The 14,362-nt window shown below is 67.5% G+C and carries 12 protein-coding genes and 1 pseudogene; 6 read left to right on the forward strand and 7 right to left on the reverse strand.

Going from position 1 to position 14,362, the window contains the following annotated elements:
* Positions 1-269: 269 nt before the first annotated feature.
* Positions 270-827 carry an AMP-binding protein gene (locus tag AB0883_RS21000; protein WP_366642838.1) on the reverse strand — a complete coding sequence of 186 codons (558 nt, stop codon included), beginning with the start codon at positions 825-827 and terminating at the stop codon, positions 270-272.
* Between the two features lie 93 nt (positions 828-920).
* The gene (locus AB0883_RS21005) at positions 921-1,196 is read right to left on the reverse strand and encodes an AMP-binding protein (RefSeq protein ID WP_366642839.1); all 276 of its coding nucleotides are present in this window, start codon (positions 1,194-1,196) and stop codon (positions 921-923) included.
* 497 nt (positions 1,197-1,693) lie between these two features.
* Between AB0883_RS21005 and AB0883_RS21010 the strand changes: the two genes are divergently transcribed.
* The gene (locus AB0883_RS21010) at positions 1,694-3,166 is read left to right on the forward strand and encodes an FAD-binding protein (RefSeq protein WP_366643019.1); all 1,473 of its coding nucleotides are present in this window, start codon (positions 1,694-1,696) and stop codon (positions 3,164-3,166) included.
* 288 nt (positions 3,167-3,454) lie between these two features.
* On the opposite strand, the pseudogene AB0883_RS21015 reads toward AB0883_RS21010, so the two are convergent.
* A pseudogene (locus AB0883_RS21015) lies at positions 3,455-3,847 on the reverse strand (transposase family protein); the annotation flags it as partial.
* Between the two features lie 375 nt (positions 3,848-4,222).
* Between AB0883_RS21015 and AB0883_RS21020 the strand changes: the two are divergent.
* The 5 genes from AB0883_RS21020 to AB0883_RS21040 all read left to right on the forward strand — a co-directional run bounded on the left by AB0883_RS21020 (position 4,223) and on the right by AB0883_RS21040 (position 9,637).
* Entirely contained in the window at positions 4,223-5,563 is a 1,341-nt protein-coding gene (locus AB0883_RS21020; protein WP_366642840.1) for an extracellular solute-binding protein, read from the forward strand.
* Between the two features lie 257 nt (positions 5,564-5,820).
* On the forward strand, positions 5,821-6,639 hold the full coding sequence (locus AB0883_RS21025; RefSeq protein WP_366642841.1) for a methyltransferase domain-containing protein: 819 nt from the start codon (positions 5,821-5,823) through the stop codon (positions 6,637-6,639).
* A 140-nt stretch (positions 6,640-6,779) separates the two neighbouring features.
* Positions 6,780-8,759, forward strand: coding sequence for an acetate--CoA ligase (acs, locus tag AB0883_RS21030; RefSeq protein WP_366643021.1), 1,980 nt, complete (start codon positions 6,780-6,782; stop codon positions 8,757-8,759).
* A 423-nt stretch (positions 8,760-9,182) separates the two neighbouring features.
* Positions 9,183-9,383: a hypothetical protein gene (locus AB0883_RS21035; protein ID WP_366642842.1), complete on the forward strand. Its 201-nt coding sequence runs from the start codon at positions 9,183-9,185 to the stop codon at positions 9,381-9,383.
* A gap of 122 nt (positions 9,384-9,505) precedes the next feature.
* The gene (locus tag AB0883_RS21040; protein ID WP_366642843.1) at positions 9,506-9,637 is read left to right on the forward strand and encodes a hypothetical protein; all 132 of its coding nucleotides are present in this window, start codon (positions 9,506-9,508) and stop codon (positions 9,635-9,637) included.
* A 516-nt stretch (positions 9,638-10,153) separates the two neighbouring features.
* Here AB0883_RS21040 and AB0883_RS21045 read toward each other — a convergent pair.
* The 4 genes from AB0883_RS21045 to AB0883_RS21060 all read right to left on the reverse strand — a co-directional run bounded on the left by AB0883_RS21045 (position 10,154) and on the right by AB0883_RS21060 (position 14,097).
* Positions 10,154-10,288 (reverse strand): hypothetical protein, encoded by a 135-nt coding sequence (locus AB0883_RS21045; protein ID WP_366642844.1) that lies wholly within the window; start codon positions 10,286-10,288, stop codon positions 10,154-10,156.
* Between the two features lie 450 nt (positions 10,289-10,738).
* Positions 10,739-11,191: an SgcJ/EcaC family oxidoreductase gene (locus tag AB0883_RS21050; RefSeq protein ID WP_366642845.1), complete on the reverse strand. Its 453-nt coding sequence runs from the start codon at positions 11,189-11,191 to the stop codon at positions 10,739-10,741.
* Positions 11,192-11,907: 716 nt separating this feature from the next.
* Complete coding sequence (locus AB0883_RS21055; RefSeq protein WP_366642846.1) at positions 11,908-12,786, reverse strand: S41 family peptidase; 879 nt, start codon at positions 12,784-12,786, stop codon at positions 11,908-11,910.
* Positions 12,787-13,269: 483 nt separating this feature from the next.
* Positions 13,270-14,097: an AraC family transcriptional regulator gene (locus AB0883_RS21060; protein WP_366642847.1), complete on the reverse strand. Its 828-nt coding sequence runs from the start codon at positions 14,095-14,097 to the stop codon at positions 13,270-13,272.
* Positions 14,098-14,362: the final 265 nt, after the last annotated feature.

A 14,362-nucleotide genomic window follows, 5' to 3' on the forward strand; every position in this document is an offset into this window, starting at 1 on the left:
TGCTGCACTCGACGTGCGCCTTCTCGCATCGACAGGCGAGGCGGAACAGCTCGTCCACGTGGGTGGGGGAGTCAGCCTCGGTGATCAGGCGTCGATGGCAAACTTTTCAGGCATTCGAACCTCCATCGAAGGTCGACTCGCGGCCTGCCGGGAAATGACAGCCGCACCACCAATTGTCCGTGACCATTCATGTAAGCGCATCTCCTGTGTTGCAGGGCGCGACCCCGAACGTCGACCAAAGTGAAATTCACAGCGGTATCCCGCCACTCCTACCGGTACCGGCCGAGACGCATCGTCCAGAACGAACACCGGACGTCCGGGAGCGGGCGTCCGATCGGGAGCGGACCGTCCCCCAGATCGGGTCCCTCCGTCGCGTCTCCGGCCTTGACCTGCACAGTGGTCTCGGTCGGCCCATGCGCGTTTGTCATGCCGCAGCCAGATACCGCCGACCGCAACGCCCGTAGTGCCGGCGCGGTCGATGCCTCGCCCGCCAGGACGACTGTCTGCGCGACCGGGGGCGCCTCCGCGATGGCCGGTATCCCTGTCATCGCCGTCGGTGCCGTGCTGATCAGACTTCCCGCCGAGCTGCTCTGCGCCAGCGCCAGAAGATCCCGCACCACCTCCACATACCCACGACAGGTCAGTGGTCCGAGCAGCTCGAACAGCGACACGTCGAGACTCAGCGACGTGGCGGAGAGGACTCGGCGCAGCCGGTCCGCGCCGATCGTCGAGGCTGCCCAGCACGCCCAGGACGCCAGCCACACCGCCGCACGCTGCTCCACGACGACACCCTTGGGCTGCCCCGCCGACCCCGACGTGTGGATCACTCATGCCGGAAGCCACAGCCGCAGCCGCCCGACCGGGTCCACGTCAGACGCGCCGGTCCCGGCAGATCGGCGACGGCAGCTTGGACCGCTGGGTCATCCACTACGACCACCAGCTCGCCGGGCACGGTCGTGGCCACGGCCCGCGAGATGAGGATGACCGTGGGAGCGGCGTCGCTGTGCATGAACGCGATGTGATCGGCGGGGCAGGTCGGGTCGGCCGGGTAGGCAGGCAGCGCCGGCCATGAGCACCGCCAAGACCGCGACGGTCTGCTCCGCGGACCGTTCCACCACGACCACGACCGGCCGCTCTGGCCTGGCTCCGCGCATCAACAGGTACCGGATGATTCGCCCGCACGTCCAGCTCCGCATCCGACAGGGACGTGGGGTCGGACACCACCGCGGCCATCTGGGAAGTCCCCGCCCGCGCTGCCAGCGGCCCGCACAATATCCCCTCCGCCGGGTGGGGATTGGACGTCATCTGGCCATTGATGCTCGGTGTCACGGTCGCCCGACTCCTTCGCACTCGGCCTTGATTGGGCGTTGGGGGCACATGTCGAGAAGCCACTCGCGCTTGCCACTGTCGCAGGCCGATCTCCGCAGTGCACCTCCAAAAAAGCCGAGCGAATCGGCAAATTGAGCAAGTTTGAAGTAGACCGTTGGGGGGTGCCGCTGTCAGCATGTACTCGCTGATGCGACGATTGGGGGGGAAACCGAAGATGGCGGAGATCAGTCGCCGTGGGCTTCTTGCAGGTGCGGTCGCCGGGGGGATCACCCTCGGGATCAACGGGAACAGCGCAAGTGCGGCACAGCCGGATGCCCGCGCAGGATCGTTGTCTACCGGAAATTGTGCGCCGTCTCCCGCGGCGGTGGCAGTCGGTAGAAATGACCCGCGGTATCCGAGTCTAATCACTCCCTGGAACAGGCGGTTCCAGGGAAATCCTCAAAACGTACACCTCGTGCGAACTGCACAGCAGGTCGCCGATGTCGTCAGCGATGCTGTCGGAGCGAACAAGCGAATTGCGGTACGCAGCGGCGGGCATTGCTTCGAGAACTTCACCTCCTCTCCTGACATCCAGGAACTGATAGATCTCTCGCAGATGTCGGACGTCTACTACGACCCCAAGCGGCGGGCGTTCGCCGTCGAAAGTGGCGCGACGCTCGGCCAGCTCTACAATGCCCTCGTCAAAGGATGGGCCGTTACCATCCCGGGAGGAATATGCCCCGGCGTGGGTGTCGGCGGCCACATCGCCGGCGGCGGCTACGGCTTCTTGTCGCGCCGGTACGGTCTCGCGGCCGACCACCTGTACGCGGTGGAGGTCGTGGTCGTCGACGGATCGGGAAAGAGTCGTATCGTTGTCGCGACGCGTGACCAGGGAGACCCCAACCGAGATCTCTGGTGGGCGCACACCGGTGGGGGAGGCGGAAGCTTCGGCGTCGTGACGCGGTACTGGTTGCGATCGCCGGGTGTGAACTCGAACGACCCCGCCGAGCTGCTGCCCCGAGCGCCCGCGACCATGATCAGAAGGTCGCTCACGATGACCTGGGAGCAGTTGACCAGCGCATCGTTCTTGAAGTACTTCCGAAACTATTGCAACTGGTACGAGCAGAACAGCGCGCCCGATTCTCCGAATGCGAACCTCTGGGGTGGGTTCTTCGCTTTCCATCAGTCGGCGGGTCCGGTCGGCTTTATCGTGGGTGTCGACAGTGATGTGCCGGGCGCCCAGAGCCTCATCGACGCGCACTGCGAGGCGGTCATGTCCGGTGTGGGGGTGCAGCCCGTGTCGGACAGCACCGAGTTCGCGCCGTACCTGGACGACCGGAACTGGCAACACCAGCCTTATGCGCGTTCCAAGGACAAGGCCGCCAACCTGCGTAGAGGATATTCTGACAGCCAGATTGCGACTATCTATCGTCATCTGACTGACCCCGAGCCCACAAATGCGGGCGCGGCGTTCACCATGTCCGGGTACGGCGGCAAAATCAACGCAGTGGCCCCAGGTGCGACCGCGACGGCAGACCGGGACTCGGTCCTACGGGCATACTTCACGGGTGGTCGATGGAACGCGGCCGCCGATGACGCGAAGAACATCAAATGGATTCGCGAGCTCTACCGCGACGTCTATTCGGAAACTGGCGGGGTTCCGGTTCCGAACGCGATAAATGCCGGGGGTTACATCAACTACGCGGACGCCGATCTCGCCGACCCGGCCTGGAACACGTCGGGGACGTCGTGGGGGGAACTCTACTTCAAATCCAATTATCCGCGCTTGCAGCAGATCAAGAAGCGATACGATCCCCAGAACGTGTTCCGTCATGCTCTGTCGATCGTGCCGATGTGAACGTTCGGTATCGGAAGCAGGACCGGATCGCCAAGGAGTGGTGGCACTGACTGAACTGGGCTAGGCCGCTCCGTCCACCTTCGGCAGCCGGGGACAGCCGGGCTGGCCCCGGCTGCCGAGCGGTTCGGTCCTGCCAAGCCGCTGATCGGGCGGGTCGACGGGTACGCCCTTGGCGGTGGTTGCGAGCTGGCCTTGGCCTGTGGGCTCATCCCCGCTTCGGATCGGTCGGTCCTTCGGACCACCGAGGCCAGATGCGGTCTGATTCCCGGGGCGCGGCGGGTCTTCTGGCTGGCGGCGCGACAGTTCCGGTCGGAGAGCGGCGCCGTTTGAGCGGGGCGCGCACGCTGCGACGGGCGTCTTGGAGGCCTTCGTCGGCGAAGGTCATCACGTCCGCGCTGGTCAGCACGTCGATGATGCTGTGGTTGCGGGCGGCGGTGAGGTCGTGCGTCGAGCCTCCGCAGTACCTGTCGAGGGCAAGGGTCCGCGGCGACCGCTGCGAGCAGCGTGATCGCTTCCTGCACGTAGCGCCAGGCCCTGGCGACACCAATCTCGAACCCGGCGGCGAGCCGGATGCAGGTGTCTCAGTTGGGCAGATGGGCCAGGGCAAGCAGTGCCTGTCGGCCCGGACCGAGACGCCGCCACCGGGATCGACGCCGATTACGGTGCGCTCGGATGAGGCAACGAGGTGTTTCAGAGTTCGCTGGACAGCGAAATCGTGGAGGGGTGAGACAGCACAGGCGACCCCCGGCCAGGGTTTCGGATCTTGGTCGACTGCTGTCTTACCTGGGAGCCTCGCCCCATCGAGCACCGGGCTCGCCACACCCGCCCTGAACTGCAGGAGCAGGTTGGAAAGGCTCATTAGTCGGGACGTGCCCGTCGTCAATGCCGAGGCGGCCGAATCGCGTCGCCGACAATGCGCAAGCAAGCCGCACAGCTGAGCCGTAAGCCCAGCAAACTCGAAGTTGCGGCCAGTGTCGCGCTACTGAGACGCTTGCCCGAGCTAGCTTCTTGTGACCATGGAATTGGCCCGCAATCATAATGATGGAGGGTTAGTGAATGACCACGAAGACCCGTATCAGCGTGTGGCTGAGTGATCCTGCCAGTTACAAGATGGCAGATCAGCCAGACATCGCGGTGACCGCTGCCCGCGAGTTCAACGAAAAGCACCCGGAATATCTCATCGAAATCAAGGCGCACGACTTCTACACGATGCCCGGAATCGTGGCCCAAGCCGCTGAGCAGGGGACTCCGCCCGATGTCGCGGAGTTTCACTTCACTCTGACGCGAACCATGATGGACGCACTCCGAAACGACGGAGCGCCCCTGTTCACGCCCATTGAGCGAGTCATCGCGGGGCGATCGGAGATTCTCGGCGAGCCGGTCGTGCTCGAGAGTATGCTGCCCGCGGCGCGTGACTTCTTCCGCTACGCCGGCGAGCAGATAGCCATGCCCCGGACGGCGTCCACCCTGGTGTTGTACGCCAACATGAGTATCCTCAACCGTGCTGGGGTGACCAAGCCACCGCGCACCTGGCGCGAGGTGGAGGCCGCGTGCGAGGCGGTGGCGAAACTCCCCGATGGACCATCGCATGGTATCGCATGGCCGAACTGTTACTGGTTCTTCCTGCAGTCGGTCGCACAGCAAGGCGGACTGATCGCGGATCACGACAACGGCCGGTCCGCGCGGCCGGAGAAGGTTGACCTCGCCTCGAACGAGATGATGGCCTATGTCGAGTGGTGGCGACGCCTCCATCGGAACGGCCACTATCTGTACACCGGAGTAATAGGGGACTTCCCTGGCTGCTTCGAGGCATTCGAGAACCAGGAGGTCGCGCTACTCATCACGTCATCCGTCGATGCCACTCATCTGATTCAGAGAGGTGAGCGTCACGGATTCACCGTCGAGGCCTGCCGTATGCCGTACAACGACGAGGTCCGTTTCGCGGGCAACAGCCTAGGCGGATTCTCGCTCTGGCTCGCCTCGGGTCTCAGTAAGGAGAAGCAGGACGGCGCACTGGCCTTCATGCAGTACCTGAACAACCCGCGCAACGTCGCGGAGTGGGCCAAGCTCCACTGGCGCATTCCAATCACCAAGCCGTCGATCGATGTCCTCGCCGCCGAGGACTGGTTCGATCGCAATCCGAATCTTCAACCGGCCAGTGAGCAGGCCGAGGAAACGGACGGCTCGCCAGCGTCGCTCGGGCCCCTCATGGGGGACCACGCCGCCATCGTCGGCAAGTTGACCTCCGCGATGCACGACGTGCTGCTCAACGATGCCGAGCCAATCGCCAGGTTCGCCAGTGCGAGCGAAGAGGCTCAACAGATCCTCGAAGCTTACAACTCGTACTGCGACGGGCCCCCTCGTCGGACCCCTCGCGATTACACCGTCAGCATTTGAGTTCGTCTCCCAGCCGGTGGTAGACCCAGCGCTCATGACTGAGCCTTTGCCTTCGTTGGCGCTGGTCTTCGACGTCTGTCAGACGGCGCGGCGGGCCACCCCGAACCTCACAAGTGCGGGGATCACGCCATGGTGGCGTGCCGCGGTCAGCCCTCGACGCGCCAACGTCCTGGGCGCGGCACTTCGACATCTCAGCCACGGATCCAAACTCGACCGGCCGCGCCGCGGCCCCGATCAACGAGGGGAAGTCAGCATCGATGATTCTCGAGGACCAGTACTTTCTTGGCTACCGGAGCGCGGAGCACGAGCGGCTACAGGCACAGGCGGAGGACTTCCAGTCCGAGGCGGCCTGGTTGTTCGACCAGGTCGGACCGCTCGACGGTAAGGCCGTCGTGGAACTCGGCGTGGGACCCCGTGGCTGTCTGGACGAGTTGTCGCGACGGGTGGGGCCGGACGGAACCGTCATCGGCGTCGAGCGCGAGGCGGAGTCGGTCGAGCTCGCGCGCAAGTTCGTGGTGGACCGCACGCTGGACAACGTCGACGTCCGGCAGGGCGACGCGCGTGCGACCGGGCTCCCCGGCGACAGCTTCGACTTCGTCACGGAACGGCTGATCCTGCACAACGTGCCGAGGCCTGAGGAGATCGTCGCCGAGGCGGTACGGCTGGCCCGCCCGGGAGGATGGGTCGCGTTCCACGAGGGCGATCGGGTGGGCCAGGTGTGCGACCCGCCCGCCGAGTCGTGGAGCCGGCTCATGGATGTCCTCAAGCGGTATGCGGACCGGAACACGATCGACCTGTTCGTCGGCAGGCGCCTGCCCGGCCTGCTCCGCCGCGCAGGCCTCGTCGACGTCCAGGTGCGACCCGTCGTCTACATCGACCACGAACCCGGACACCCGCGGCGTGAGGTCCTCGCCGATTTCGCCGAGAACCTGCGTGACCGGCTCATCACGAGCGAGTTGATCACCAGAGAAGAGTTCGACGTTCTTCACGCGGCCTTGCGCCGTCACCTCGTCGATCCGGACACCACCGTGATCTCGCACCTGTACGTCCAGGCCTGGGGCCGCAAGCCCGGGTGAACGCGTCGTGGTCCAGCGGAAGCCCGCCCACGGCGGCCCCGCTGGACCATCCCGGGCACCCAGCACGGTCGAAGATGCCCGTCGGCGACGTTTCGGCTGGACTGATGTCGCGCGCTGAAACCCGAAGAGGAGCTGCCACCATGACCACGCCGCTGGAGAATCTCTCCACCGAGACGCGGACGTTCCCCCCACCGCCTGAGTTGGCCGCCGATGCCAACGCCACGGCGGACACCTACGACGACGCCGCCCCCGACGCGCCGGCGTTCTGGGCACGGCAGGCGGAGCGGCTCACGTGGGTGAAGAAATGGGACCAGGTCCTCGACTGGAGCAATCCGCCGTTCGCCAAGTGGTTCACCGGCGGCGAGCTGAACATCGCCTACAACTGCGTGGACCGCCACGTCGAGGCGGGCAGGGGCGATAAGGTCGCCATCCACTGGGAGGGCGAGCCCGGCGACACCCGCACGATCACATATGCGGACCTGCTCACGAGCGTCAGCCAGGCGGCGAACACGCTGACCGAGCTCGGTGTGACGGCCGGCGACCGGGTGGCCATCTACCTGCCGATGATCCCGGAGGCCGTGGTCGCGATGCTGGCTTGCGCCCGCATCGGCGCCACCCACAGCGTCGTCTTCGGCGGATACTCGGTGGACGCGCTCGCCACCCGGATCCAGGACGCGGGCGCGAAAGTCGTCATCACCGCGGATGGTGGTTACCGGCGCGGCCAACCGTCGGCGCTCAAACCCACCGTCGACGACGCCGTCGCACGATGCTCGAGCATCGAGCACGTGCTGGTCGTCCGCCGCACCGGTGAGGACGTCGCCTGGGGCGAGAAGGACCTGTGGTGGCACGAGACCGTCGAGCAGGCGGACGACAAGCACGAGCCGCAGGCGTTCGACTCCGAGCATCCGCTGTTCATCCTCTACACCTCGGGCACGACCGGTAAGCCGAAGGGCATCCTGCACACCAGCGGCGGCTACCTGACCCAGGTCTCGTACACCCACTGGTCCGTCTTCGACCTTAAGGTGGAAACCGACGTGCACTGGTGCGCAGCCGACATCGGCTGGATCACCGGGCACTCGCACATCGTCTACGGTCCACTGTCGAACGGCGCCACCCAGGTCATGTACGAGGGCACCCCGGACACCCCGCACCACGGCCGGTTCTGGGAGATCGTCGACAAGTACAAGGTCACCACCCTGTACATCGCGCCCACCCTCATCCGCACCATGATGAAGTGGGGCGACGACATCCCGGCCAAGTACGACCTGTCGTCGCTGCGCGTCCTCGGCAGCGTCGGCGAGCCGATCAACCCCGAGGCCTGGATGTGGTACCGCGAGCACGTCGGCCACGACAACGTCCCCGTCGTGGACACCTGGTGGCAGACCGAGACCGGCGGAATGATGATCTCGCCGCTGCCCGGCGTGACCGCCGCGAAGCCCGGCTCGGCGATGACCCCGCTGCCGGGCATCTCCGCCGACGTGGTCAACGACGAGGCCGAGTCGGTGCCGAACGGCGGTGGCGGCTACCTCGTGCTACGCGAGCCATGGCCCGCGATGCTGCGTACCATCTGGGGCGACGACAAGCGCTTTGTCGACACTTACTGGTCCCGGTTCGGCGCCGGCGCCAATTCCGGCGACGAGTGGATCTACTTCGCCGGCGACGGAGCGAAACGGGACGAGGACGGCGCGCTGTGGCTGCTCGGCCGGGTCGACGACATCATGATCATCTCTGGCCATAACATCTCCACCACCGAAGTCGAATCCGCGCTGGTGTCGCACCCTTCGGTCGCAGAGGCGGCCGTGGTGGGCGCGTCGGACCCGACTACAGGTCAGGCCATCGCCGCATTCGTCATCGCCCGCAGCGACGTGGACACCGCTGACGAGACCGGAGACCAGCTCAAGGTCGACCTGCGCAACCATGTCGCCACGACCCTCGGCCCCATCGCGAAACCCCGCCGGATCACGTTCGTGGCCGAACTGCCCAAGACCCGTTCCGGCAAGATCATGCGACGCCTGTTGAAGGACGTCGCCGAGAACCGCACGCTGGGCGACGTCAGCACGCTTCTGGACTCGGCGGTCATGGATCTGATCAAGGCGGGGGCCGGAACGACGGAAGACTGATCTCATGGTGCGGATCGGCGGCCCGCCCCCGGCCCGTGGTCGCTGCGCCGGAACCCTGGGCTCGGGCAGAGTTGTGGGTGTGCCCGGCTTGCGGTGATCGGTGGAAACGCGCCCCTGGTGGTAGCAGCCTGGCGCGCATGACCGGTCCAGAAGATCATCGAGGTCTTCGAGGCCTGTTGACCTCTCCGAAGTGAGCCATGCCCGCGTCACCATCGTCGCTGATCTCTGCCCTGTCGGGTCCGCCGCCTGGTGTCGTCATGCCCGACACTGGCGGATTACCTGCGGCGCTGGCTCATCTGCCGGATCCGCGCTCGTCGTGGTGTGCGGCAACGCCTGCCGGTCGTGGCGGGCGCAGCGGTCTGCGCTGTCATGGCCGACAACCGCTCCTACCTCGCGATCGCCGAGTGAGCCGACGACTCGACCGTGATCGCTCTGGGTATCGATCCTGACCGCCGGCCGTCCGAGGCGATGATCCGCCGGTCGCTGCAAGCCCTGGACCCGGACCGGCTCACCGCGGCCATCGACGCCTGGCTCGCCACCCAGCTCGCGCCCGGGCGACGAGCCGCGAAAGAGCGATCGCGGTCGACGGCAAGACTTGGCGCGGCCCACGAACCACCGACATGACAGCCCGGCACGTCCTCGTAACCTGCGACCAGGACACCGCGCCTGGTGCGGCCGCCGCTGAGCCTCCCGTCCGGCGGACGCCCGCCGGCGGTGTCGTCCCCACGAGCACTGACGTCGACGGCATGACCAACGACATCACCCACTTCCAGCTCCTGCTCAACCAGATCGGCGACCTGCGCGACCCGGCGACGCGTTGCACTGCCGACGCGATCGCGTCGCCTACCTCGCTGAACGCGGCGCCGCCTCGACCCTGACCGGCAACCAGCCCACCCTGCTCCGCCAAGTTGGCCGGCCTTCCCTGCGGGCCGTGCCGGACGCCACCGGCGCCACCGGCCGCGGACACGGCCGCCGTGAGATCCGCACCCTGAAGATCCTGACCGTCTTCACCGGCATGGACTTCTCGCACGCCACCTTGGCCACCCAGATCCGCCGCCGCCGACACCGCTTGGACCAGCCGAAACGCTTCACCACCGAAACCGTGGATGCGATCACCAACCTGCGCGTGCACCAATCCCGGTCAGCGCAACCCGCCGCGTGGACCCGCCGCCACTGCCACATCGAGAGCCAGATCCACTGGGTCCGCGCCGTCACCTACGACGCAGACCGCTTCCAGATCCGCACCGGCACCGGATACATGTCATGGCCGCCCTGCGTAACGCCGCCGTCGGCGCGCTCCAGCACCGGGCCGTCCAGGCCGTCGTGGAAGCGGAAGGTCGCGTCACCGCGCCACCAACATTGCCGCCGCCTGCGCCGTTGCGCCCACGTGAACATCAGGCGGCCGAGGGGTCGCCACCGTCGCGGAAGACCACGTGGTGTTCGACCGTCCGGGAATCCGGCCCATCGATCAATACGGGGCTGGCGGAGGTCTTGCCGACGTCGATCAGCGGACTGGAGTTGACGATCACCCGGGCTATGGTCGGCAACGACGACTATGTGGGACCGGCCGGCGTCGGGCGTCCCGGAGCTGGTCAGCTCGACCGCGTCGGGTGCTGTCGCGAGCGTGGCCCGATCGACCGGACTGCCTCCGGTGACGGTGCGTGCCGGCAAGCCGGCGGCGGACACCACACAGGTGCCCGCCGTCGACAGGAAATCACGGTCATCACCAGCGCCACGATGCGGACGGGACGGAGGTATGGATCCAGTGTCCGGCCCCGGCACTGTCCACCTTCGACGGCGGCTTTGAAATGCCACCGCCCGTGGGCGCCGGTGGTGGGACATCGGGACATCTGCGAGCCATGTCGGCAGTCCCGGATCCCGCGACCCACGCGGGGTGTGTCACCCGATGACCGGCCTCCTCGCGGTCGCGGTGTGCGCGGTGCTGGCCGGCGCGTCGTCGTTCTCCAAGCCTGGCCGCTCTACTCCGGACGGTTGCGCGGGCAGTTCTGGTAGACGGCGAGGCGCCACTGCCCGTCGCGCTTCACGAGAATCCATGAGGCGCGGATCGCGGCCTTCTCGGGCAGTTCCGTCTCCCCGGCCGGAATGACGCCGCCCTGGGTGATCAGTGCGACCACACCGGCACCGAGCGGCTTGATGTCGATGGGTTGCCCGATTACCCGGCTCCCCTTGTAGGGGCCAGCGAATGCGGTCGTCATGAACTGCTGGATTTCCGCGCGGCCCTTCAGGTATACGCCGGGCAGAATGAGCGTTCCGTCCTCGGTGAACAGATTGGCGAAGCCCTCGGTGTCGTGTGCTGCCCATGTCTCCATCATGCGGGCGGGCAGGGCGGCGATTTCGGCCTGGTCCGCCGCCTGAGCTGCGGCCTGGTCCGCGGTCTTGGTGCCGGTAGGTGCGGAGCTCTTCGTTGTCATGCCGTTCTCGCTTCCGTGAGGATGGTGGCGGCTCGTTCGGCCGTAGCGTGGTGCTCGGACCTCGGTGCAATCGGGCGCAGACGGCGACCGCCGACGTTACGACAGTCGCACCGCGACCGCATCGGTGCATCTCCGGTGTTGCCGCGCTCAGTGGTGCCAGGTATCGCCCAGTGCATCCCGCAAAAGGTGCGACACCGAGTTGCGGGAAAAGAAGACGAGAATTCGGGCTGGCGGGCCGACGCCCGACCGGCCGAGCGCCCGGCCAGCAGCGCCTCGACCGGTGCGGGCACGTGCCCTGTTCGTCGAACCGGCCGAGCACCGCGCCCGGGCGCGGCAGCTCGAGCGCGTCGTACGACCGGCCTCCCACCTCGTCGCGGGGCTACGCGGCCCGGTGGTCCCGGTCGGTCTCGCTGGCGTCGGACCGGCGCCCGGCCAGCAGACGGGCGGGCGCCGGGCACCGCCGGCACACCGCCTGTCAGGGCCTCTGGCCTGTCGACGACGGGCGGTACACGACTGCTGCGGGCTGCTGAGCACATCCCGCCCGCCCGTCCGGCCGGCTCGGTACGTGCGACGACTGTGGGTTCGCCCCGTTCAGCGACGACGTCTCCACCTCGCGGGACACGGCGTGGGCGAAGGTGCGCGCCCGGATCCAAGGACCGAACTGGCCGCCGAGCAGTTGGCGGGGGAGGGCCGGCCGCGATCCCCGGCGCCGTCACTCAGTGCCCGCGTTGCTCCTGCTGTCCCGGCGTGCGCTCAAGCAGCTCCGCGTACGCCACGTCCAACGCGGTCGCCGCCGGCACTGCGAGATCGGGCTCGATGCCGGTGCTCTCCCAGTTGCCGCCCGTGATCGGATTGATCGAATAGGCGTGCGGCACCGCGATCTCCATCGTCGGCGTCAGCGCGAAGACGGTGGCGAAGTTCGCTCCGCCGCGCGTCGTCTCGCCGACCAGCCTGGCTCGGCCGCGCACCTTCAGGTTCAGGCAGAGCTCCTCGGCGCCGGAGAATGTCCGGTTGCTCGTCAACACGTACAGCGGGCGGTCGAGGTATCGCTGGCCGGGCAGCCACGCCAGGCTCCAGAACTGCCGGGTCTGGCCGGTGACCCGGTCGTAGATGTTGTTGAGGTGTGTCGGTTCGGCCGGAAGGAAGTAGCTGCTCCACAGCGCAACGCCGTCCGGTGAGCCGCCTCCGTTTTCACGCAGGTCGAGGATGAGCGCGTCGGTGCGCGACACCAGCTCCATCGAGCCGACGATCGCCCGGCCGCCGTCCGTGGAGCCGCTGATGCGGCGCACGTCCAGGTATCCGATGTTGCCGTCGAGGATCTCGATCCGGCGGATGCTTGCTTTGGCGGGACCGCGGCGCTCGTCACGCACCCGGACCCACAGGTGCGCGTCCGGGCACACGTCGAGCAGGTCCTCGGTGAGGCGTTTGGCCAGCGTCGACTCGTCCAGACCGTCATACGCGCCGGCGGCCAGCCGCTGCCGGAGTGTCGTGGCGGCCGCCTCCGCCCGCTCGGGGAAGACGTACCTGTCCCGCAGCAGCTCGATCGCCCGCTCGACCGGGTGCACGCCCACCGTGCCGGTGTGGGTGACGATCATGAGAGCTCACATCCGTCGAGGTGGGTGGCCGTCGCCTCGGTACCGTCGCCGCGGCCCGGCCGGTCCGGGGCGTCGGCCGGGGGAGTTCGCATCGGTGCGTGGCTGACATGCGCGATCGCGCCGAGGCGCAGTGTCGCGTGGCGCTCCTGGGCCATCCGTCGGCCGGTTGGGGTGCCCGGCGGGAGCGGGCGCCCCCGGAGGGGGAACGTTGTCGCTGCGATTCGTACGCCTGTATGCCTACTGAGATCTGAGATACGCATGGGGCTCCCCGCTGTCGACAGCACCGGCCAAACCAGTGCACGGGTCGGGGTGCACGTTCGTCACCTTCGGTGTTGCGGATTGCGCAACCTCTCCCGCCTCGCGGGGACGCACCGGTACCCGCGGGCGGCGCCGCATCGCGGCGGCCAGCCCGGCGCCGGCAAGCAACACGCCGGCGACCACCGCGAGCGCCTGGCGGCTGCGAGGCCGGTCAGGTGGGACCGCTCACGCGGCGGAGCGGCCCGACGCGGTCGCGGCGCCGATCGACGACACCGCGCCCACCCGCTCCTCGGCCGCCCGGGCCAGCGCGAGCTTGCGCTGGTCGAGCAGCGCCAGCAGCACCGGAGGATCCATCGCGCGGACCGGCTGCAGGTCGACGTCGGCGGGCACGACGCCGTCGCCTCGTATGTGCAGGGGCCCGCAGGTGGCGACGCAGACGGTCTGGTCGCCGTCACCGGCGTCCAGATCGGCGTCCGGTTCCCCGTTGACCGACTGGGCGAGGACGAACCAGTTACCCGGCGGTACGCAGTCGAGCTGGTACGGGCCCGGGCGCGGCAGGATCGTGCAACGGACCGGTTGCCCTTCCGGGATGCGGTCCGGGAACAGGCCCAGGAACACCGGGCTGTCCGCGTGCGATTCGGGCGCCCGGACGTGACCGTGCACGCGGGCGCTGTGCGGGTGCCCCATCCGGTAGTCGGGATCGGTCGCGATCCGCGCGGCGAAGCCGGCCAGCCGGCGGTACGCCGTGGGCGGCATCCCCACGCTCCGGGTGAACCGGGAGCTGAAGGTGCCGACGCTGTTGTATCCCACCCGCATGCTGATATCGGCGACCTTCAACGAGGTGGAGACGAGTAGGCGCTTGGCGCGCTGCAGGCGCAGGGCGGACAGGAAGCGGCCCGGCGTCACGCCGGTGACCTGCTGGAAGACCCTCGTGAAGTGGAACTTGCTGAGCATGGCGGCGCGGGCCATGTCGTCGACCGTGAGCTGCTCGCCGAGCTTCTCGTGCATGGTGGCGATGGCCCGCCGCACGGCCTTCTCGATTGGATCGTCCACTGCGGTTCCCCCGATGACCGGCAAATGTCGTGATGTTGACACTGCTTAGCGGACGGCCCAGGTGAGTCCGGTTTGCTAGGTGTGTCGGTAGAGCGGCGGCTGTCACGGCCGCCAGGGCTTATGGGAGTATCCGTGAATGGCCTCTTCCTGCCTCCTGGGGTGGGGCGGGTTTTGCTGGCGTCGAGGTTAGCCGAGCCTCCGGGTGAAGGCAACACCGTCAATGACGGGCCCAGCACGGGGCGCAATCGTGAAGCTCACGCTCCTT

The organism is Micromonospora sp. NPDC047812, from assembly GCF_040704175.1.
Classification (GTDB): Bacteria; Actinomycetota; Actinomycetes; order Mycobacteriales; family Micromonosporaceae; genus Micromonospora.

Bases quoted from the DNA above. Each gene is read 5' to 3' on its own strand.
- AB0883_RS21005 (WP_366642839.1), bottom strand. From the start codon at position 1,196: ATGCGGAGCTGGACGTGCGGGCGAATCATCCGGTACCTGTTGATGCGC.
- AB0883_RS21020 (WP_366642840.1), top strand. From the start codon at position 4,223: ATGACCACGAAGACCCGTATCAGCGTGTGGCTGAGTGATCCTGCCAGT.
- AB0883_RS21025 (WP_366642841.1), top strand. From the start codon at position 5,821: ATGATTCTCGAGGACCAGTACTTTCTTGGCTACCGGAGCGCGGAGCAC.
- acs (WP_366643021.1), top strand. From the start codon at position 6,780: ATGACCACGCCGCTGGAGAATCTCTCCACCGAGACGCGGACGTTCCCC.
- AB0883_RS21040 (WP_366642843.1), top strand. From the start codon at position 9,506: ATGACCAACGACATCACCCACTTCCAGCTCCTGCTCAACCAGATCGGC.
- AB0883_RS21050 (WP_366642845.1), bottom strand. From the start codon at position 11,191: ATGACAACGAAGAGCTCCGCACCTACCGGCACCAAGACCGCGGACCAG.
- AB0883_RS21055 (WP_366642846.1), bottom strand. From the start codon at position 12,786: ATGATCGTCACCCACACCGGCACGGTGGGCGTGCACCCGGTCGAGCGG.